This window comes from Flavobacterium sp. TN-1 (genome assembly GCF_052828645.1).
In genome coordinates this window covers 1,155,637-1,176,945 of the sequence record NZ_CM128253.1, presented here as the reverse complement: position 1 = coordinate 1,176,945, position 21,309 = coordinate 1,155,637, and the positions used below count along the sequence as shown (strand labels likewise).

The window sequence follows — 21,309 nt, the reverse complement described above, 5'->3', positions numbered from 1 at the left end:
TCATGGCACAAGGAAACGGAACGCCTAAAGTGAACGTAGCGGTCACTAGTGGTAATCTACAGCGTCAAATAGTAGTTTTAGACAGTATTGCTGGAATTGTTGCAACGGCTGAAAAAGCGGTAAACATAGGCGTAATAAAAACCGTTTTCGGCTATGAAGACGCTCTAAAAAAAGGGTACACCGAAGCAGATGAACCTTTTTTACACCGTCAAATCAAGGACTTTTATCAAGAACTAGGCGGAAACCAAGAACTATGGGTTATGGGGGTAGAAGATACCATGACTTTAAACAATATGGTTAATGCCACTAATGCCAATGGAGTAAAAAAACTGTTGACGGTAGCGCAAGGTAGAATCACGCTTTTAGGAGTTTGTCGTAAACCAGCTCCAAGTTACACAATGGTGGCGGGGAAGTTCTTAGATAAGGACGTAGAAGACGCAATTCTAAGCAGTAAATCCATTTGTCAATATCAACAATCTATTAACCGACCTATTCGATTATTAATTGAAGGACGAACCAATGATATTGCAAAAACCCCTTTTAATAGTAAAGGGGCGGAGAACAGTTACGTCGGAGTGGTTTTAGGAAATTCATACGGCGATGGTTCGGCTAATGTAGCTACTGCTCTAGCTCGAGCGGTCAAATATCCAGCGCATATCAAGTTAGGAAATGGACAAAACGGAGCTTTAACCTTAACAGATGCCTATATAGGCAACAAACCTCTTGAGCAATTCTATAATGAGGAATTGGATGCGCTAACTGATGCTGGTTATATCATTATGCATCGCCGTGAAGGTTCTGCTGGTTATTATTACTCGGTAGATACAATGGCTGGTGCTGACGACTATCGAATATTAGTACATGGCAGACTGATGGACAAAGCCCAACGAATAGCAACGGCTACCACTAGCGCACTTATTGAAACTTCGGTACGAATGGAGAAAGATGGTAGCATTAACAAAGCCGATGCAACTTATTTAGAGGATTTGGTAAAAGCTCAAATCCGTTCTAAAATGGAGGGGCAAATAAGCAATGTTGACGTACTAGTCCCAACCGATCAAGATTTAATAAACACCAGCACGTTAAGCATGCAAATCAAAATACAACCTTTAGGTTATATGACTTGGATTGCGATAACTATGGGTTTAACTAAAAGCATTTAAGTATGAATATCAATTTAACATCTTCTGAATGCGCTTGGGCGCAATTTGAAATAAAAATCTTAAACCGAAGCATCAAAGGACTGCGTGGTTTTAGTTTAAAAAAGTCAATTGAAAAGGAACATTTGTACGGTGCTGGCGATGAGCCTATAGACATACAAAGCGGGAACAAAAAGTACGAAGGAAGTATAAAAGTACTAGGCTTTGAAGCTGATGCATTAAACAAAGCCGCCTTTTTAGCAGGGTACGATGATATTACCGAAGTATCGCACGAAGCTATTGTTCTAATCTGTTCGTTTAAAAAGCGAATTGCTGACCCTACTAATATTTATACCATTACAGGTGTAGCCTTCACCGAAACGGGAGCGGATTTAGAACAAGGTGCAAAATACAGAGAGGTCACACTCCCTTTCATCGCTATGAATATTGATTACAAACAAATTTAACAACTCATAAAAATGAATAAATCAAATGCAAATCCTTTTCAAGCTCGTAGAGCAAAAGGGGAACAAAAAGTAAAAGAAGAGCCGAAAGTGGTTGAGAATAAAATGGAGGTGTTTATTGAACGTTTCGGACAACCGCAATTGGACGGATGGAAACAAATGTATGGTAATCGCCTGTTAATTTTCTTGAAAGTTGAAAATTATTTAGCAGTTCTTAGACCGCCTACAGCTGAGGATTTGGGTGAGTATCTAATGAGTGTGGGAACTGTAGGAATGAGTAAAGCGGTTTTAATGATTGTAGAAACCTTATGGCTTGATGGAGACTACGAACTTATCCAGGATGAAGACAACTTTATGTTTGTGTTCTTACAAGTAAATAATTTCTTGGAGGGGAAAAAAGGCGAGTTTTTTCGCGCTTAGCCAAAAAGGAAAAGAAGACTGCAAAAAAAACAAAGCAGGTTTAGATTTCCTTATTGTATTTGGGAGTATGCAATTTGGAGCTAATGCTTTAAAAGAATGGGGTTGTGAAACCTTCTTTTACAGAACAGGAATAGCCTTGGAACTTTGGGAAAAAGGTATGAAAACAAAAATTTAAGATGAGTAGTACAGTTGAGTTTGTTGTAAGAATGCGTGATATGATGAGTGGTGGCTTGAATCAATTAGCCACCACCTCACAAAGTGCCTTTTCTCGCATGAATCAACAAGCGCAACAATTCACAGGCAGGAATCGAATTTTAGCCCAAAGTTATTCCGAAATACAAAGGCGAATTCAAGAAGTGGAAACTACGATTCGTAATAGTACATCAGTTTCGCAAATTCGTGAAGCTCGAAGAGAATTGAGCTTATTGCAACGACAGACAAACAATCATAGTTCGGGTATGGGTTCGGGCGGTGATAAAAAAGGGTTAGGAATTGGCGGTATTGCTTTAGGTTCTATGGTTGGTGGTGTAGCCACTCAGGCTATGGGCGCAATTGCGGGGGCAGTTAGTAGCGGTGTAGGTGCTATGATTCAAGGCTCTATGGATAAAGAACAAGCCATTACGGGTTTGAAAACCTTTTTAGGTGAAAAAGGAGCGAATGATGCTTACGCTAATATTAGAAAAGATGCCGCCGTAACTCCTTTTGACACAGCCTCTTTATTAGAAGTTAATAGAGCTCTTATTTCGGCAAAGCTAAATGCTACAGATGCTAGAAAAGACACTATGAACCTAGCCAATGCCGTAGCGGCTGTGGGTGGTGGTAACGATGTTTTATCGAGAATGGCAGCTAATATGCAACAAATAAAAACCGTGGGTAAAGCTACGGCTATGGATATTAAGCAGTTTGGAATGGCGGGAATTAACATTTACGAAATGTTATCCAAGTCCACAGGTAAAAGCATTGCGCAAGTTCGTGAAATGGACGTCTCTTATACTGATTTATCCAAAGCGTTAGAAATGGCTAGAGCTAAAGGCGGTATTTATGCTGGAGCACTCGAAGCACAAGGGCAAACCAAAGCGGTTAAATGGAGTACGTTTAAGGATAACCTTAGTAATGCGGCTACAGATATAGGTGATGCCTTTTCGCCTGTGATGAACAAGCTCCTTGATTTAGCCGTTCGATTTAGTAATAGTATAGCTCCAGCTATACAAAAAGCTCAGCCCTATATTGATATGATGGCTAATGGTGTTGGTAAAGCCGTGGACTGGATTATGAGCCTTGTAAACGGCACCAGTAAATGGTCGGACTGGGTAACGATTGTTCGTGACATTTTCAAAGTAGTTGTTGACCATGCTCAAAATATGCTGGCTAAAATATGGCATATTGTACAAGGTGTAATTGAGTTTATTAAGAAAAGTGAACTATTAAAAGATATATTTCGCTTTTTAGGTTGGTTACTAGAAAAAACATTCGGAATTATTGGTAAAATGGCTGATGCGTTGGTTTGGCTTTGGGATAAACTCATATTGCCCTTTTTTGAAAAAGTTGAGTGGGCTTATAAAATGATTAAAGATTTATGGTCAGACGACGAAAAACATATAAAGGTAACGGCAACCAAAAAACTACTGCTTGCAAAAGCCAAGGATGAACCAATAAAAGACAGCCCTTTAATTACTGGAGGTAAACTAGCTCAAGAAAATTCAAGCTCAGGAAAAAGTGCAGGAGTAACCGTATCAGGTGGAGGTCCTAAAACGATAAATATTTATGTAGAGAAATATGCCGATGGATTGAACTTTTATACAATGAACGCACAGGAAACGGCGGAACAAATATATAAAATTGTTTCTGAATTTTTAGGCAGAACATTAATAGACACAAGTAAGGTAATTTAAAATGAGTAATGTAATAAACTTAGTAGGACTTTATAAAACCTATTTCAACGCAACACCTTTCTCCGTAAATAAAGACGGTGTAAAAGAAAAAAGTGAAGAGGTCAATTATACGGGGCTCAAGCAAAATAATTACGCAAAGGATTTTATTCATTATACAAAAAATCAAATTGCCTTAAATAAGGTTGGTTTATACGGTCGGTCTATTTGGTTTCCTGTCACGTTTTGGAAATCCACAGAGGCGGTTTTGGAAATAGATGCGTGTACAATTAATGTTCAATTGGCTAAAAACATCGTAAAAACGGCAGTAAGTGAGCGCAAGGGTACAGTGAAAGAACAATTTTCAATTGAAGATTACAAATTCACCATTAAAGGTTTTTTGATTGGTAAAGACAGAAAATTTCCTGAGAGTGAAATTTTAGCTTTAAAGGATTTGTTTGAAAGCCAAGAGCCTATTTCATTACACGGCGGTTATCCTGAATTGTTCCTGGATAAAAGTTGCCAGATTGTGATAAATACGCTCGACTTCCCCGAAGTACAAGGCAAAGCACATTGGATTAGACCTTTTAGCCTAACGTGTGAAAGTGATTTTATTGATGATTTAATTTTAGAATAATATGTTTTACATGACCAGCGACATCACCATTGGTGGACTAAAAAAAGTAAAACCTGCCAAGGTAGTTTGGAAAACAGATGTAAATGGATTTATAGACACTTGTACTATAGAACTACCTAGAATTAGTTATCTAAAAAATGATAAAACTAACACCGAGGGGCAAAAAGTAAATGATTATTTAATTCAAGAAAATGACTTTGTTTCAGTTGCTCTAGGCTATGACGGCAGAAATGAAAAAAGATTTGAAGGTTTTGTAAAAAGAGTAAATACAGGGACTCCTTTACAGGTAGAATGCGAAGGTTATAGTTACCAATTGTATGATGTAGTGTTTAGTAAAACCTATGCAAGTACCACGGTAAAAGAGCTTTTAACTGATGTTTGCCAAGGAACGATAATAAAGCTAGCGGATAAGATACCTCATATACCTTTAAGCAACGTTCGTTTTAAAAATGCTGGGGGTTTACAAGTTTTAGAATGGTTGCAAAAGGAATGTAAACTAGCGGTTTATTTCAATTTTAATGAATTATATGTAGGAACAAAGTTTGGTAAGCTACAAAATAAAGTAAAGTTAAAATTAGGCTGGAACACAATAAAAGATGATGATTTTAAACAGCGTAAAATCGATAAAACAACTAAAATAGTTATTAAAGAGAAATCAGGCACGGGTGAAGTAAAAAAAACACCTGCAGACGTTGAAAAATACAGTAACGAAAAAGCCGTAAAAATAAAGCAAGGTTTCCCTGCAGATGTTTTAAAAGACATTGCCAATCGTTTACAAACAAAGAGTAACTATAAGGGATATGAGGGCGGTATTAATTGTTTTTTAGAACCTTATATGATAAAGGGAATGCTCGTGGAAGTTGACGGGTATCGCTACCCTGAAAAGTCAGGTACTTTTTTCATTGAAAGCATTGAGGGGGAATTTTCAAAAAGTGGCGGTAGACAAAATATAAAACTAACATACGTAAGTCCATGACACCCGAAGAGTTTAGAAAAAGGTTTCAAGATTTAGCCTCGCAGTATGGTCCTGCAGTAAGCAATATCGCCAAGGTTAAGGCAATTGACAAGGAAAATTGGATTTGTACCCTTGAAGATGAGGACGGTCAGGAAATACCAGCCGTAAGACTTCGACCTGTACAAAGTAGTAACAAAAGTATTTTGTTGCTCCCATCCATTGGTTCTTATGTGCTTGCGGTTCGTATTGAAGATGATGAAGATTGGTTAGTTATCGCTTGTGATAAACTTGAAAAAGTAGGCATCTACGTAGAAGAAACACTACTAGAGATTGACAAAGAAGGGTTTCTTTTAAAAAAAGAAAACGAAAGTTTAAAAGCAATTCTTAGCGATTTAGTTAGCTATATAAAAGCGATGAGTTTTACAGTAAGCACTACAGGAACTGCAACTGCACAGAGTGGCGCAACGCAAATACTAAATAATTCAGCCGACTTTGAAACTATTGAAACACGACTTAAATCCCTTTTAAAATAAGTTTAAATGATACCTAAGGATATAATGCTAGACGACGATATGGATTTGCTTATTCAAGGTAACGATTTGGTACTTGGAGAAAGCACGCACCAGCATCAAAAAATTTTGATTATGGTGGATAAAGGCGAATTCAAAGAAAATATTACCCGAGGCGTGGGAGCTTTACGATACGCTGAGATGCATAATCCAGAGAGCTTAATGCGTGAGATCAGACAGGAGTTTATAGCCGATGGAATGATAGTAAACTCTTTGAGTTGGAATGATGGAAATTTAGAAATAGACGCTAATTATGATAGTAAAAGTTAAGGTGCTACAGAACTGGTTCGATGTAGCCAGCATTTATACAGGTGATGCCTCTAATGCTTATCCATTGGCATTCTATAACAATTCATCAATTACCGATGACTTACAAAGCGGTCAAGAGGTAGAAATACCTAACACTATAGCAATTAACCAAAAAAACAAAAAATATTTAGAGGCTAGAAACCTTCAACCCGCAACGGGATTGACATTAGAACAAACACAATACGATAAACCACTAGGCATTGGCGAAATGGTTATAAACTCAAGTTTTATAGTACGATAATGGCACGAACTGAAAAAGAAATACACGATCAAATTTTAAACGAATTATATACCAGTTCGGTTTTAGATATACAAGCTCCTTTGAGTTCAGCTAATCTATTTTATCGTTTCACGAGAATTAATGCTGCCGTTATTCAAACTTTTGAAAAATTGATGGATACGCATAAAACCCAAATAGACACCGCAATTTACGAATATAAACCTGGCACAGCAAGATGGTACAGAAATATGGCGTTAGCCTTTCAAATGGGGTTTGATTTATTGCCTGACGACGACCAGTTTAATAACTCAAATGCTACATCTGAACAAATTGAAGCGTCAAAGATTGTGAAGTATTGTTCCATACCCGAGGAAGGCGTGGAAAGTTCAAGACTAATCATCAAAATTGCAGGCGAACAAGGCGATATTTTGCGAAAATTAAGCGATTCCGAACTAGTTAGTTTTACGGATTACATCAAAAAAATACGCTATGCGGGTGTGAAGTTTTTAATCGTGAACAACCCCGCCGATAAACTGCTTTTGCAGATGAAAATTTACGTGAATCCTTTGGTTATAGGTAATGATGGCGTAAACATTCGAACTGGTTCAAAGTCGGTAGAATTAGCTTTAAAGAATTATTTGAAAAGTTTGCCATTTGACGGTGAGTTAATCATAAACGATTTAATTGCTAAGCTTCGGGAGGTTGATGGCGTGGAAAATGTCAACATTTCAAACATTCAAAGTTCGAAGTACAATAATGATACAAGAAGTTATGAAGGTTTCAAAAGTATTAACATTAAAACAATCCCCGAGGCAGGTTATTTCGAGTTAGACAACCAAAGTAGTTTGAATTATGTGGTATGAAGTTGACTTTAAGAAATTAGCAGTATTACTGTTACCAATAGCACTGCGTAAACCCAAAACAATTGCTTTTCTACATTGTTTGGTACAACCAATTGACAGCGTTTACAGGTCCTGGAAATCGAAGCGTGACGACGATTGGTATAAGCTGGCGCATAATGGGCAAGTGTGCAAGCTTGAAGCCGTTTTGAATGACGAATTTGACAAAACACTAAGGCGCATTTATATAGACGACGGAGACTCTTTTCAACAGGAGTACATTTTTACAGACGAAGAGGGCGAAGAAGTTTTTTTAGATGATACGCTTTTTGTCTTTTCCGAAGATGAATACGAAAACACAGGCGTTGACTTTGTAGTGTTTGTGCCGTCGGAATTGGTGGATGCAAACATTCATAAACTAAACTATTTGATAAAATATTACAAACTGGCGGGTAAACGCTACAGAATAGAAAAACTATGAATTATCAAAAAATTAACCAAAGTGGTGGTTTTCCTATCAAAACCCAAACTTTAGAAGATATGCAAACAAGCTGGCAACTTTTAAACAGCTTGGGCGAACTAGCGGGGAATTTTGCCATCTTGAAAGGATGTCAGGAAAGCAATGGTACTGTGAGCGATGGCGTTGTGTATATCAACGGTGAAGTGCTTGACTTTGTTGGAGGTCTGAAAGGACCTACTGTTATAATTACTGAAACAGCTTATAAAAGGGAATTTAAAGACGGTACAAACAAAGATGTTCTATTCGTTCGAAAAGCAATGTTTGGAATTGGGTCAGTTACTTTTAATTGGGCTGATTTCAAACGCCCAAAATCGACCATACAGCTCACGTCGGATTTAAAAACAGTTAATGAAGAGTTGCCTAAAAAAGCTGACAAAACGATAATTCAAAGCTTAATTGATAGAATTATAGAGCTTGAAAAACGTCCAACGTTCAATAATCCTATTAAAAACAAAGGGTACTTCACTTTAGGTGATATTACAGGTGGACAGCCTGTAGGCTCAAACCTTCCTGTCTTTGGGGATTGTGTTTCTGCTGTTGTAGCATCTTATGTCGATGGAGGTAATCATTATATAGATGTAAGCTTTTTGAATCCAATGCCATCAGTTAATTATAAAGTAAACTTAATGGTCGAATCTTTAGGTACTATATCGAATGACGACGACGCTGGAAATCCTGTATTCAAAATCATCGACACCAACAAGTTTAAAGTAGGCTTGTACGAAGCTGCATCAACAGTACAGTCTATTAGAATTCATTTCGAAATCACAGAACTATGACAGCGAAAGAAAACATAAAAAAATGGTTTAAAACAGGTTCGAAACCAACCGAAGAACAATTCAGTGCTACATGGGATTCGTTTTGGCACAAGTCAGAAAAAATCCCAATCAATCAGATTGAAGGAATTACCCAAGTCTATGAAAGCATCAACCAAATCAGTCAGCAAAACCCACGAATTGTACCCGTCGGGCAGTTGCAGATATTTAAAGTAGCACCAAATGCTAATAATAACGTTTTAGAATCGGGCGATTTTGTGGTAGGATTTGTCGAAGAGCATTTTATAAATGCTACCTATTTAGAAGGTGACCCGCAACGGCTTGCCAGTTATGGAATTATTTAAAATATTGAAAACTAAATCTAAAATCTAAAATGAGTAAACAAATTATTAATAAGCCGATTTGCCTTAATAAAGTGGCAAAAGGAAGACTTACCGACAGTTGTCTATTGGTAAGAAGTAAAGATAATATTATAAAAGAAATTGACGTGAAAGATTTGAACTCTTCTAAACAATGGATGTGGCATATCCCTTTAACCTCATACCCCTCAAATATATTTTTCACAAATGTGAAATCTGCGGGTTCTTACCCTGTTCACTCAAAATATATAGGCGTTAATTACTTCCAATTAATGAGTGACTCTCCCTATAATACAGATTTGAATATCAATGCTTTTGAATCAGGTGTTAATCTTTTTATAGGAGACAGTTTATCTGTTGATTTTCTATATGATTCGACGATTAATCCTGTCCCTGAATTTTATAACGACACGTGCTGGCGTATTGCTATTGGACAGACAGGAGTAGAAACTGATTTCACAGGTCTTGACTTTTCTTTAAGCGCAAGCTTTGAAATAGCGAGCAAACGGAATACTGATATCACAAGAATTGACACAGGAATTTTATTTGCTAAAGATGTCATATACAACGTACAAATAACACGAAGCGCACAGGGGTATAACGTTAAAATTTCAGATAAAAAAACAAGCGAAGTTCTTTTTGAAAGCGAGCTAACTACAAACGTTTCAGAACTAAGTGGTTTTTCTGTGTTTCCGTACAACAAAACGGGTTCAAGCCCTTCAGGGTTATTTAAAATGGGTATTGTTCGATTAGGATATTGTCCCTCAAAATAATTTATATGATGAAAGCAATTTTTAAAAACTGGAAAACCACGTCCGCTGGCGTTGTTTCCATCGTGTCAGGAGTTTTGTTGTTTGTTAATGACAAAACAAAAACTATTGAAGCTTTAACAGCGGTATTAGCGGGAATTGGATTAATATTTTCGCAGGATGCCGTAAAGTAAAATTTCCTTTGGAGGAAGGGAATAAAAAAGTCCTCCGCAAAATTAAACATCTCACCTTTTAATTTTAGTGCAAAAACCACACAGCGGAGGACTAAAGTCTTCTGTAGTGTGGTTTTTTATGCTAAAAAGGTGAGTTTGCAAAGACAATCATCAAATTTAATTAAACAATCATCGATCAAAAAAAATCAAAAAAATGAAGAAAGTATTTTCATCCGCTCCGTTACCATTTATGGGGCAAAAACGAAAGTTTTTAAAACAATTCAAACCTGCTTTAAATGTATTTCCAGCCGATGCCATTTATGTAGATATGTTTGGTGGTTCGGGATTATTAAGCCACACAGTTAAGGCTTATTATCCAAATGCCACGGTAGTTTATAACGACTTCGACGGGTATAGCCAGCGACTGGCAAACATCGACAAAACCAACGTTTTGCTTGATGATATTAGGCTAATCTTGGTAAATCATCCAAAAGATAAACTCATTAAAGGAGAGGCACGTGAGCAAGTATTAGAGCGTGTCAAGTCAGAGGAAACCAAAGGCTATGTTGACTATATTACGCTTTCAAGCTCAATTCTTTTTAGTATGAATTACGCCACTTGTTATAAAGAATTTGAAAAATCTACGCTGTACAACTGTGTGCGACAATCCAACTACACCGCAGACGGTTATTTGGATGGAATTGAGGTCGTGCAAATGGATTATAAAGAATTGTTCAAGAAGTATAAGGACAGAAAAAATGTTGTGTTTTTGGTAGACCCGCCATACTTATCAACTGATGCCAGTACATATAAAGACTACTGGAACCTTAGGGATTATTTAGACGTTTTAAACGTGTTGGAAGGCTCAAATTATTTTTATTTCACGTCTAATAAGAGTCAAATCGTTGAGCTTTGTGAGTGGATTGAAACAAAAACGCCAATGAGTAATCCGTTTCACGGTTCGAAAATGGAAACTATGAATACACAAGTGAACAAAGCGAATTATACGGATATAATGTTGTATAAAAAAATAGCATAATGATAATGAGATAAAAAAACAATGGTTTAAATAGAGTTTAAAGTTAATTTAAAAAGGCATTGCGTGATAAGCAATGCCTTTTGTAATTTTGTAAAAAAATGGGCATTTGAATTTGAAAAAATGGGCATTTGAATTTTTTGATTATAAATGCCTTTTTCTATAAGTTGGGCGTTGGGGCTTTTAAAAATATCTGCAATTTGAGGAACTAACATCATAAGATCCATTACAACCCCTTTAACATCATCTAGTTGTCTATCTTCTTCTCCTGTATTATTATAGATTAATTTATTCAAGTGTTGACGACCAAAAAACCATCCTGCCTTAGCAATTGGATTTACAGGTAAAGCAGCAGTTAAACCATCTCCTTTAGTAACTGTTTTGATTTTAAGTACTCCATAACTTACATCTCCAATTCTTACTGTATTATGTCCAGATGATTCTATATTGATATATCCTGTAACATAATCATATTTATCTTGTCCAAATCGAACATTATTCATATTGAGTAAAAATCTAAAATAAATATCTTTATCTATTAATTTTTTAATATACTTCTCCTGAAATTCTTCAAGTGTACATACTTTATCTAACCTGATGTATAAATAATTTTTTAAATTTACAAAGTCAGGCGTATAAAGCTCTCTACTATTTATTTCAGACGCGGAAGGATTTGATTTACTTCCTACACCTACCACTTTAAACATTTGCATGACTTCTTTATCTTGCACATATTTATAATCATCTGATTCATATTTTATGTCTAATATGCCTCCCGAAGGGAGTTCTACTGAATTTAGCAACCAAGCTGATGTATATAAATCAGCATTTTGTTGACTCCTTTGTTCTACATACGGATATTCAGCATTAGATAAAGGATCATATGGGCTATATCTAGAAGCCTCCTCTGGTTTATAATTGCCCCACACATCATTTGCCCTTTGATCATATTTAGGATTATATCCGTAATTAAATATATAGGGAGTATGTTTCCCCATATTTGAGTTTCTATAGGTAAAATAAATTTTTTTTAAGGTTAATTTTCCTCCTTGGTTTTCAATTTCATTAGGTTCATTGGCTGAGACTTTATTATTATTTGGTACGTCTTGACACAATGAATAATCATATACGAAATTAGCTACTTTTATAGGAATAGCATTTTCTCCTTTGGCACTATATTCTGGTTTTGAATATAAGGCAATCTTGTCTAGCTTCCACATTTTAGACCAAGGATGATTTGGATTATCATCGCGCCCTCCATTTTCATCCATTACACCATGTCCGTCTTTTCTTGCAGATATTGAAAAAATAGCTACATGCGTTTTGGTTTCTATTTTTTGAAGATAAACCATTTCTTTCTCTCCATAGAGATAATTTCCTTTATTATCTTTATCTAAAGATTTTAGCCCTTCATCATAATTTGCAAGTGCTTTTTCGTAAGGAACTCTCCATTTATATGTATAAAGTTTTCCATCTAACTTTCCTTTATTTTCGTATGAAAATTTAGTGTAATTCCCTAAATCACCATCTGTAGGCCCTTTTTTCCCATCAATATCTCTATAATCTGAAGACAAAACAGAAGTTAAAAGATAAGTATGTGCATACCCAGGAGTAGTTATTCTATTAAAGTATTGATCTCCTATTCTGTTATTTCCTGTTGAATTATCAATTCCTGGAACATAATTAATAAACCCTCTTTTATTTTTAGTTTCAGGTGTTCTTCCTGAAATATCAAAAGTGACTTCCTTCTTAACAACGTTATAAGCTGTTTTATCATAATTATATCGTTCTCCCCCCTCTTTCGTTATTCTAATAGCTGCGGTATGATGCTTTTTAGATCTTGCGAATGGATTTATTGAAAATTCACCATACTTACGAGCTTCTTCAACTGAAATTTTTTCGATGCTTTGTCCTCTATTTACACGATGATCCCCTCTTTTAATCTGTAATTCTTTTCCTAATGGTAATGTCTTATATAAAAATTTATCATAGTAAAACAAACTAGCATTCCTATTGTATTTAGCTCCTTCTATTTTAAAAGCTACAGGACTATACCCTCCTAGTTTGGTTTGATTGTTAGGATCTGATAGTGTTGAGTTATAAAAAAGTTGCTTCATGTCTTTGTCTACATGAAACCCTCCTATATTTTTGAAAAAAACTTTTTCATAGTTTGGGTTGTTTCCTGATTTTTTTTCTAACAATCTTTTTATTGGAGACGTTTGCCAAAGACCAGAAGAGCTAATGCTTTCTGTGGCATCTATATCAAAGCCAAAATGCGCACCTGAACCTGCGCCAATTTCACCTCCCAAATTTAATCCAAAACTTTCATCAGTAGTATAATTATCATATACAAGACCTACTTGCCCTCTATAAGGTCTAAACATACCTCTAATTCCCTGACCTTGTATATTATACAAATCATACGAATAATTAGTAATGGGTAATGATATAGTATTTTCGTTTAACTCTCGATCCTTTTCACGATTAAAATCTAAGATATCTGAATATCCCGCCAGAGTAGTATTTTCATAACCAAATCCTTTTTCTGTTTTATTTTTTTCAGATTCTTTAATCCCTTGTTCATTTTTATATCCAGAAAATTTTGTTCCTGGGTTTATGCCATACGTAGCAATTTCAATATTCATAGAAAAGGTATAGTTTTTAGAAGACATACCTATTCTTTTAGTGGGCGTAAACGATGTGTTTGTAAACGATAAAGATCCTCCTCCAACAGAACCTGTTTGCCCTTGAGCTTTATTTCCTTCTGTTATACTTCCGTCCTGATTTTTTACTGACCTTTGAGCCTCTTTATCTGTTTTAGTATAAGATGCCGACGCTGTAAAAGTTTCTACTCCTTTTCTACTGTTTAAACCAACTCCTAGGCTTAATCCGACACTTTTACTTTTTTCTTCAACAGTCTTAGTCTTAAGACTAAATGAAGCACTAGGTAAAACACTAACTCCCTCTGTAGAAGAAGAATTCAGATTTAATCCGACAGATAAATTCTTACTAATATCGTAACTTATTCCTCCATTAGTTGAAAAACCAACACCGTCGTAATTATTATACTTTATTCCAAGACCAAAGCCAACTCTAAGCCCTGCTTTTTCTTTTAATCCGAATGGTGAAATAAAAATATTGGCAGAACTACCAATGGTAATATTAGGTTTCATGTTATTTTCATAAGTCATAACATCCCCCTTAAAGTCATCGGGCAATCCACGTACTTGTCGTGAGATTTGACCTACACTCAAATCCCAGCCTAATCCCACCCAAGAAGCTTCTTGATCCATCGTAACTCCTGAATTATAAGCTAAGTTAATAGGATACCCCCCCACATCCATGATAGGAATATTATAATTAAAATCACCACTTGATAAATCCACCATATCTGATGTGGCAATAGGTGTAAAGGAGTTAAATTCAGGTTGTGTAGGACCTGTTGTCAAAGCATAAGCTGCTGTAGGAGTCATCAACTCTACAATTAAATTTATCAACAAGTAATACGCAACAATCTTTGAAAAACGACTTTCTCTAATTTTCCTCATAGCTTTATTTGAGTATCGGCACTATTAAATTTAAATTTTAATGTCCCTTTTTTAAATAATTTATCTTTGTATATTAACTGTACTTCCTCATCAGGTTGTATCCCTGAAAAATACAGCAGTATTTTTTGATAGGGTGTTATTTTGTATGTCCTTTCATAATTTACGCCAGCACAAGGAATCGTATCTTTTTTGGATGTTACTACATAAAAATCTTGATCTATCCCAAAAGCTAAATACTTTAGGCCTTCCTCGTAACTAATTCCCGTAAAAGAAGGATCAAGTAGTTCTTTTTCTTCTTCTTGTTGAAAAACAAACTCCATCACCCGCTCTGTTTTATTAGCCTTATAAATAGAGTCTATAGCCCATAAATCTTGGCTACCTTGATTTTTTAACAAATAGTACTGAATAGGAACTTCTGTAGCCGTAAATCCTATATCGTCTACTTTTTGAGTACGCATACGCGATTTCCATCCACGTCCCTCTAATTGGAAGAGTTGATAACGAATATCAGAATCATCTTTAGGATCTTTTTTACAAGAAATTAAAGAGAAAAAGGGCACTACGAAATAGAGTAGAACCAATTTAATTTCCTTCATATTTTTGATTTGAAAATTGGATTAAATCAAGCGTAATATCTACTTTAGGATTAGCATAAATAACTTGCTGTTCTTGTGTTGAACCTATCACAACTTGATAGTTTTGCTGAGTAGCATATTCTTGAACATACTCTTGAAGTCGTTTCCAAATTTTAGCTGATTCTTCCATAACAAATGCTTGACTTGCTTGTTCGAATTCGTTTCGCTTTAAGATAAATTCTTTGTTTAAATTTTCGTTGTTTTCATTCCCAGGTGTATTAATTTTAGCATATAAGGAGTCTAAAACCGCTTTTTGTGTTCTAAATTCACGATCTCCTGCCTTTTTCATTTCTTTGGTCATATTAAAACCTTCAAAAAGCTTTGCATTATTTACACACACTACATCAGGTGATTTAAACACCTGAAAAACAACTAATAATATTACAACAAAGGATAGAAGAATTAACCCAATAGGTAGTATTTTGTCATTGCATTTTTCCCAACTAAAACGCATTTTCTTATTTTTTCTTACAAAAGTAAGACTTTTAAAGACTTTAGAAAAATTCAAACAACTGTTTTTTATTTTTTTTCTTACAAAAATTTATTTAAAGAAAATTTAATTTAAATTGCGCTTTTTTAATCAATGCTACAAAAACCTTGAAAAAAAACACTTTTAAATTTACTTCTCTACTTTTTATCTATTCTTTATTATGCTCTTTTCAAGACCCTTTTTTGATCAAGAGAATTTCAGATAAGGACTTCCGTTATGAGTTTTTTACAACGAATAAAAAGAAAACGCCTAAAATTAACAAAGACTATTTCTGGTTTAAAGGTGGACTTATACATAATTCTCAATACGGTATTGCTGGTGAATTGTTAGATGGTAAATTTTCAAAATTTTACCATAGCAACCAATTGGCTGAACAAGGAACTTTTAAAAAAGGTCTAAAAATAAAAGAATGGAAATCTTGGCATCCTAATGGCAAAATTGCATTCATACAACATTGGTCTTCTGGACTAAAACATGGTGAGTATTTTTCTTTTGATACAGAGGGAAAGATGATTGAGCGTGGATTTTATAAAAATGATTTAAAAGCTAAAATTTGGATTCATTTTGAACGAAAAGACACCTTATTTTACAAGGAAGGCAAAATCATATCACCCAAAAAAGCAAATAGGACTACTCAAAAAAAACCTGACACATCTGGTAAAGCTAGTTTTTTCAAACGTCTATTTTGTAAAAAAAACAAAAATCATGATGCTCAAGGCGCATAGTCTTCTTTATGCAATTTATATCTGTTTATTGATTTCCATTATTTGTGGAGCCTTACTCTATTTTTTCAATTTATATAGTTTATTAAACCTACACTATAATTTAGAAGAGGAATTATATATACAAAATCAATCTGCCTTGAATTTTGCATTGGGAAATAATTTGAATGAAACCACCGATTTTCTCACTGATGAAAACAATTCAATTCATAATAGTTATAATACAAAACCGTATGGTTTACTTAACGTAGTTACTACGCAATCTGTCTTTAAAAATGATACGATTACAGCTACCCATTTAATTGGTGGTTACAATCATCTAGAAACAGCACTCTATATTTCTAATTTCACACAAAATATTGGGTATAATGGAATCATAAAGTTACACGGAACAACTTATTTTCCTTCAAATTACATATCCCCTACTTATCTAACCAATGAAATAAACTCTTTCACACATATTGGAAGAAAAGAAATTTCAAAACTTCGTTTACCTGAAATAAATCCTAAATTTAATAAAATTTTAGAGGGATTTACAACGAATAAAAACACTTTAAATAATAACAATAAAGTAAAGGATTCCTTATTTTTTAATTCATTTACCAAACCAACTGAAGAAATAAACATAGATAGTAATTTGAGTAATATTATAATAAAAGGTAATTTTATATTACGCAACAAAGATTCTATTAAAATTACTAAAAGTGCAATCTTAGAAGATGTTATCGTCGTTTCGCCAAGAATAACGATAGAAGAAGGCTTCAAAGGAAATGCTCAATTTATAGCAACCCAAAAAATCAATGTTGGCACTAAGGTAATTCTAAATTATCCTTCCGCACTTATTCTTAAAAGCCAAGAAAACGAAGAAACTAAAATTAAAATTGGAAAAGAAACTAAAATTTTCGGCACAGTAGTTTTATTTGGGAATGGAATAGAAAATATTAGTAAAAATAGCATTAGTATTGAAGATAAGAATTTAGTAGTTGGTTCTATTTATTGTACTGGCAAACTTGATTTACAAGGAACAGTATATGGTTCTGTGTTTACTAATAAAGTTTTTAGACAAACTAGCTCCTCTGTACATGAAAATGTACTACATAATCTCACAATTAATATTACTAAAAAACCTTATTATTTCATGGATTTTCCTTTATTTATAAATCCAAATACAAAATATGGTGTCATTAAAAAACTTAAATAAAGTAAAAGCTAATTCAATTCTAGAATCTGTGGTAGCATTGTGTATCATATCAATATGCTTGTACACAGCTATGTTAATTTTTTCAGCCGTTTTAACTCCAAAGTCAGCACCTAAATACTATCAAACACAACATCAAACTAACGGTCTTTTTTATCTTACACAATTACAACTCGATTCACTTGTACAAGAAGCAGAAAATATTACTATAGAGACGAAACTAATAGATATAAATTTAAAAGAAATAAAAGTTTCATACAAAGATAGCTCTGAAACAGAGCTTACAAAAAAGTTTTACATACTTAATCATGAAGAATAATTATTTAAAAGCTTTTTCTATTTTGGAAGCTATTTTATCTATGGCTATTACAGCAATTATTATAGGACTTACTTTTACTTTATTTTCTATCATAACTGAAAGGATGTTAAATTACAAAGAACAAAATCAGGCTACCCATGACTTAAATAGACTCACATATAGTATTAATAAAGATATTTTTGATAATGATAAGATGGAAATAATTGATAATACAGTGCATTTTTCAAATTATACTGGAATGTATACTAATTATTATTTTGAAAAAGAAAATATAATTAGAAGCAATGAAACTTTTGTAGATACTTTTAAAATTACTGTTCGTCATTTTCAAATTGATTCGCTTCATGATGTTTCTGAAAAAACACATTTTCAAAGGATAAAAATAAAAATCAGTTCAGATAGTATTCTTATGGATTTAAATTTTTACAAACCTATTTTTGCCTACGATTTGATATCAAAAAAATTTAAAAATGAGTTTTGATTTAAAAACCCTTAAAAAAAAGAACACCTCAAATACAAAAAAAGCTTCAGGTGCATTCTCTTTTAGTTTACGTAAAAAAATCTCTGATAAACAAAAAGAAAATTTCTATAGAGAATTAGGTCTTTTACTAAAATCAGGAGTAGATTTCAAGAAAGCATTAGAAATTTTGAGTAATCAATCTACTCATAAAAACGAGAAAGAAATTATAATATCAGTAAAAACTAAGGTAAGCCAGGGAAGAAGCATATACGAATCTATAAAGGAAACAAATCAATTTTCACCTTATGAATATTATAGCATTCAAATAGGTGAAGAAACGAGAAAGTTAGAAGAAATTTTACATGAATTACAAAAATACTTCAACCGTAAAATACAAATGCAGCGTCAAATCGTTTCGGTATTAACCTACCCTGTAATTGTATTGATTGTAACCTTTTTAGTTTTGTATTTTATGCTGAACAAGGTCGTTCCTATGTTTAGTTCTGTTTTTAAACAGTTTGGAAATGAATTGCCTAAAAGCACTCAAATTATTATCAACTTATCTAATAATTCAGGCAAAATATTTAGTGGCATTCTATTGGTAATTATAATTTCATTAATAGCTCATTATTCTTTTAAAAAAAATACTCAATATCGTGCATTTATAACAGGACTCATTTTACGATTACCTTATTTTGGCAATCTAATTCAAAAAATTTATCTATCTCGTTTTTGCCAAGCCATGAGTTTGCTTATCACTTCGCGTACTACTTTGATTAATTCTTTATCACTTACTTCCAAAATGATAGGCTTTTACCCAATAGAAAACGCTATTGAAACCATAAAAAAAGACATTACAAAAGGTGCTTCTTTAAGCGAAAGTTTACAAAAACATCCTGTTTTTGAAGCCAAGATGGTATCTATGATTGAGGTATCAGAACAAGTTAATCAGTTAGACACCATGTTCGAAAAACTAACTGAACAATACAACGAGGAAGTCAATTATCAAACCAAAATGATTGGCGTAATTTTAGAACCTATGCTTATTATCATTATAGGTATTATAGTAGGAATCATTATGGTATCAATGTATGCACCTATGTTTGACTTAAGTAAAATTATCAAAAATTAATAGTCTTCCTTAACATAAATAACAATGAAATTAAATACTGTTTAAACGATAATATATAATACTAGTTGAACAGTGAAAACTAAAAAAATTCTGGCTCAAATTATGCGTTCGCCTTTATCTCAGATTACGCATTAGAAAAACTAATTTTTATAACTCATTGAAATAAAATGTTTTAATTTTTATCAATTCTAGTTTTTAAAAAATTAAAGTATTAGGAAATCAATAAAGTTTTTTTAAAATTCTCTAATGCGTAATTTGAGGTTATAATAAAAATAAAAGGCTCATATAGAGGGCCATTTTTTAACTTGTTTTTTATCAAGAACCTATTTATTTTCTTTTTTAGACTATTCATAACATTTATCAGTTGCTAGATAAAAATCTTTATATATTTTTGTTAAGGCTGTCCAAAAAGTAACAACGTTCTATTTAGCTTGTCTCATTATCAAAGTTATGCAATTCATTTCGGTTGAGTAACTAGATCTAAACAACTGAAACGAGTTAAATAACAATCTTGTCGTTTTGAAACACCTTTAACTAGTATATTTTTCACAATAAAAAACAAACGATATGAAACCGGATTTATTTCAATCACCCGATTATTACCAGTTAGATGATCTTTTAACAGAAGAGCATAAATTAGTACGTGATGCTGCTCGTACATGGGTAAAAAAAGAAATATCACCTATAATTGAAGAATATGCACAACGCGCTGAATTTCCTCATCAAATTATTAAAGGATTAGGTGAAATAGGCGGATTTGGGCCATATATACCTGTTGAATATGGTGGTGCGGGATTAGATCAGATTTCGTATGGTTTAATAATGCAAGAAATAGAAAGAGGAGACTCTGGTGTACGTTCTACTTCATCTGTACAATCTTCATTGGTCATGTATCCTATTTGGAAATATGGATCTGAAGCACAACGTCAAAAATATTTACCTAAATTAGCTACAGGAGAATGGATGGGTTGTTTTGGATTAACAGAACCTGATTACGGATCAAATCCCGGGGGTATGGTAACTAATTTCAAAGATATGGGAGATCATTATCTATTAAATGGTGCTAAAATGTGGATTTCTAATGCTCCTTTTGCTCAAATTGCAGTAGTTTGGGCAAAAAATGAAGAAGGTCGTATTCACGGATTAATTGTTGAACGAGGAATGGATGGTTTTAGCACACCTGAAACCCATAACAAGTGGTCTCTACGTGCCTCTGCAACAGGAGAACTTATATTTGATAATGTAAAAGTCCCTAAAGAAAACTTACTACCTGGCAAATCAGGATTAGGCGCTCCTCTTGGTTGTCTAGACTCGGCTCGTTATGGAATTGCATGGGGTGCAATTGGGGCTGCTATGGATTGTTATGACACAGCCCTACGTTATTCCAAAGAACGCATTCAATTTGAAAAACCAATTGGCGCAACTCAATTACAACAAAAAAAACTTGCTGAAATGATTACCGAAATCACAAAGGCTCAACTTTTAACTTGGAGATTAGGTGTCTTACGTAATGAAGGAAAAGCTACATCAGCTCAAATCTCCATGGCAAAAAGAAACAATGTAGACATGGCTCTAACGATAGCTCGTGATGCTCGCCAGATACTGGGTGGAATGGGAATTACAGGAGAATACTCTATTATGCGTCACATGATGAATTTAGAATCTGTAGTAACATACGAAGGAACTCATGATATTCATTTATTAATTACAGGTATGGATATAACAGGTTTTCCTGCTTTCAAATAGTACATAAATAAAAATCATATAAATGC

The 21,309-nt window shown here is 33.8% G+C and carries 25 protein-coding genes; 22 read left to right on the top strand and 3 right to left on the bottom strand.

Translation table 11 applies throughout. The features are described 5' to 3' along the window. Positions 1-2 precede the first annotated feature (2 nt). From ACUXZJ_RS04995 to ACUXZJ_RS04920, 16 genes are all read left to right on the top strand, one after another. Positions 3-1,163 carry a DUF2586 family protein gene (locus tag ACUXZJ_RS04995; protein ID WP_446194980.1) on the top strand — a complete coding sequence of 387 codons (1,161 nt, stop codon included), beginning with the start codon at positions 3-5 and terminating at the stop codon, positions 1,161-1,163. 2 nt (positions 1,164-1,165) lie between these two features. After that, positions 1,166-1,606, top strand: coding sequence for a hypothetical protein (locus ACUXZJ_RS04990; protein WP_376777272.1), 441 nt, complete (start codon positions 1,166-1,168; stop codon positions 1,604-1,606). A 12-nt stretch (positions 1,607-1,618) separates the two neighbouring features. Continuing rightward, the gene (locus tag ACUXZJ_RS04985; RefSeq protein ID WP_376777271.1) at positions 1,619-2,023 is read left to right on the top strand and encodes a hypothetical protein; all 405 of its coding nucleotides are present in this window, start codon (positions 1,619-1,621) and stop codon (positions 2,021-2,023) included. 176 nt (positions 2,024-2,199) lie between these two features. Then, positions 2,200-3,915, top strand: coding sequence for a tape measure protein (locus ACUXZJ_RS04980; RefSeq protein WP_446194981.1), 1,716 nt, complete (start codon positions 2,200-2,202; stop codon positions 3,913-3,915). 1 nt (position 3,916) lies between these two features. Next, positions 3,917-4,528 carry a DUF6046 domain-containing protein gene (locus ACUXZJ_RS04975; protein ID WP_088418765.1) on the top strand — a complete coding sequence of 204 codons (612 nt, stop codon included), beginning with the start codon at positions 3,917-3,919 and terminating at the stop codon, positions 4,526-4,528. Positions 4,529-4,538: 10 nt separating this feature from the next. Continuing rightward, on the top strand, positions 4,539-5,504 hold the full coding sequence (locus tag ACUXZJ_RS04970; RefSeq protein WP_088418767.1) for a hypothetical protein: 966 nt from the start codon (positions 4,539-4,541) through the stop codon (positions 5,502-5,504). After that, positions 5,501-6,016: a hypothetical protein gene (locus ACUXZJ_RS04965; RefSeq protein ID WP_446194983.1), complete on the top strand. Its 516-nt coding sequence runs from the start codon at positions 5,501-5,503 to the stop codon at positions 6,014-6,016. Before ACUXZJ_RS04970 ends, ACUXZJ_RS04965 begins: the two co-directional genes overlap by 4 nt. 6 nt (positions 6,017-6,022) lie before the next feature. Then, a complete protein-coding gene (locus ACUXZJ_RS04960) occupies positions 6,023-6,322 on the top strand; it encodes a hypothetical protein (RefSeq protein ID WP_446194985.1) in 300 nt (99 codons plus the stop codon). Continuing rightward, positions 6,306-6,602 carry a hypothetical protein gene (locus tag ACUXZJ_RS04955; RefSeq protein WP_446194987.1) on the top strand — a complete coding sequence of 99 codons (297 nt, stop codon included), beginning with the start codon at positions 6,306-6,308 and terminating at the stop codon, positions 6,600-6,602. Before ACUXZJ_RS04960 ends, ACUXZJ_RS04955 begins: the two co-directional genes overlap by 17 nt. Further along, the gene (locus tag ACUXZJ_RS04950) at positions 6,602-7,444 is read left to right on the top strand and encodes a nucleotidyltransferase (RefSeq protein ID WP_446194989.1); all 843 of its coding nucleotides are present in this window, start codon (positions 6,602-6,604) and stop codon (positions 7,442-7,444) included. The genes ACUXZJ_RS04955 and ACUXZJ_RS04950 overlap by 1 nt, the downstream gene beginning before the upstream one ends. Further along, entirely contained in the window at positions 7,434-7,901 is a 468-nt protein-coding gene (locus ACUXZJ_RS04945) for a hypothetical protein (protein WP_088418382.1), read from the top strand. Before ACUXZJ_RS04950 ends, ACUXZJ_RS04945 begins: the two co-directional genes overlap by 11 nt. After that, entirely contained in the window at positions 7,898-8,719 is an 822-nt protein-coding gene (locus ACUXZJ_RS04940; RefSeq protein WP_446194991.1) for a hypothetical protein, read from the top strand. Before ACUXZJ_RS04945 ends, ACUXZJ_RS04940 begins: the two co-directional genes overlap by 4 nt. Next, complete coding sequence (locus ACUXZJ_RS04935; protein WP_446194992.1) at positions 8,716-9,060, top strand: hypothetical protein; 345 nt, start codon at positions 8,716-8,718, stop codon at positions 9,058-9,060. The genes ACUXZJ_RS04940 and ACUXZJ_RS04935 overlap by 4 nt, the downstream gene beginning before the upstream one ends. Before the next feature lie 29 nt (positions 9,061-9,089). Further along, entirely contained in the window at positions 9,090-9,848 is a 759-nt protein-coding gene (locus tag ACUXZJ_RS04930; RefSeq protein WP_446194994.1) for a hypothetical protein, read from the top strand. 5 nt (positions 9,849-9,853) lie between these two features. Next, positions 9,854-10,018 carry a hypothetical protein gene (locus ACUXZJ_RS04925; protein ID WP_163444998.1) on the top strand — a complete coding sequence of 55 codons (165 nt, stop codon included), beginning with the start codon at positions 9,854-9,856 and terminating at the stop codon, positions 10,016-10,018. Positions 10,019-10,211: 193 nt separating this feature from the next. Beyond that, complete coding sequence (locus tag ACUXZJ_RS04920) at positions 10,212-11,036, top strand: DNA adenine methylase (RefSeq protein WP_446194996.1); 825 nt, start codon at positions 10,212-10,214, stop codon at positions 11,034-11,036. A gap of 26 nt (positions 11,037-11,062) precedes the next feature. On the opposite strand, the gene ACUXZJ_RS04915 is transcribed toward ACUXZJ_RS04920, so the two are convergent. Genes ACUXZJ_RS04915 through ACUXZJ_RS04905 form a run of 3 tightly spaced genes read right to left on the bottom strand, consistent with a single transcriptional unit; the run spans position 11,063 to position 15,670 of the window. After that, positions 11,063-14,581: a hypothetical protein gene (locus ACUXZJ_RS04915; protein WP_446195925.1), complete on the bottom strand. Its 3,519-nt coding sequence runs from the start codon at positions 14,579-14,581 to the stop codon at positions 11,063-11,065. Continuing rightward, positions 14,578-15,177, bottom strand: a complete 600-nt coding sequence (locus ACUXZJ_RS04910; RefSeq protein WP_060383525.1) for a hypothetical protein — start codon at positions 15,175-15,177, stop codon at positions 14,578-14,580. The genes ACUXZJ_RS04915 and ACUXZJ_RS04910 overlap by 4 nt, the downstream gene beginning before the upstream one ends. Further along, entirely contained in the window at positions 15,164-15,670 is a 507-nt protein-coding gene (locus ACUXZJ_RS04905; RefSeq protein ID WP_060383526.1) for an OmpH family outer membrane protein, read from the bottom strand. The genes ACUXZJ_RS04910 and ACUXZJ_RS04905 overlap by 14 nt, the downstream gene beginning before the upstream one ends. A gap of 218 nt (positions 15,671-15,888) precedes the next feature. Between ACUXZJ_RS04905 and ACUXZJ_RS04900 the strand changes: the two genes are divergently transcribed. From ACUXZJ_RS04900 to ACUXZJ_RS04875, 6 genes are all read left to right on the top strand, one after another. Continuing rightward, positions 15,889-16,431, top strand: coding sequence for a toxin-antitoxin system YwqK family antitoxin (locus ACUXZJ_RS04900; RefSeq protein ID WP_145915584.1), 543 nt, complete (start codon positions 15,889-15,891; stop codon positions 16,429-16,431). A gap of 136 nt (positions 16,432-16,567) precedes the next feature. Next, the gene (locus ACUXZJ_RS04895; protein ID WP_145902569.1) at positions 16,568-17,629 is read left to right on the top strand and encodes a hypothetical protein; all 1,062 of its coding nucleotides are present in this window, start codon (positions 16,568-16,570) and stop codon (positions 17,627-17,629) included. Then, complete coding sequence (locus ACUXZJ_RS04890; RefSeq protein WP_060383529.1) at positions 17,604-17,945, top strand: hypothetical protein; 342 nt, start codon at positions 17,604-17,606, stop codon at positions 17,943-17,945. Before ACUXZJ_RS04895 ends, ACUXZJ_RS04890 begins: the two co-directional genes overlap by 26 nt. After that, positions 17,935-18,426, top strand: coding sequence for a PulJ/GspJ family protein (locus ACUXZJ_RS04885; protein WP_060383530.1), 492 nt, complete (start codon positions 17,935-17,937; stop codon positions 18,424-18,426). Before ACUXZJ_RS04890 ends, ACUXZJ_RS04885 begins: the two co-directional genes overlap by 11 nt. Further along, positions 18,416-19,537: a type II secretion system F family protein gene (locus ACUXZJ_RS04880; protein WP_063743565.1), complete on the top strand. Its 1,122-nt coding sequence runs from the start codon at positions 18,416-18,418 to the stop codon at positions 19,535-19,537. Before ACUXZJ_RS04885 ends, ACUXZJ_RS04880 begins: the two co-directional genes overlap by 11 nt. 567 nt (positions 19,538-20,104) lie before the next feature. Beyond that, positions 20,105-21,283 carry an acyl-CoA dehydrogenase family protein gene (locus tag ACUXZJ_RS04875; RefSeq protein ID WP_060383532.1) on the top strand — a complete coding sequence of 393 codons (1,179 nt, stop codon included), beginning with the start codon at positions 20,105-20,107 and terminating at the stop codon, positions 21,281-21,283. Positions 21,284-21,309: the final 26 nt, after the last annotated feature.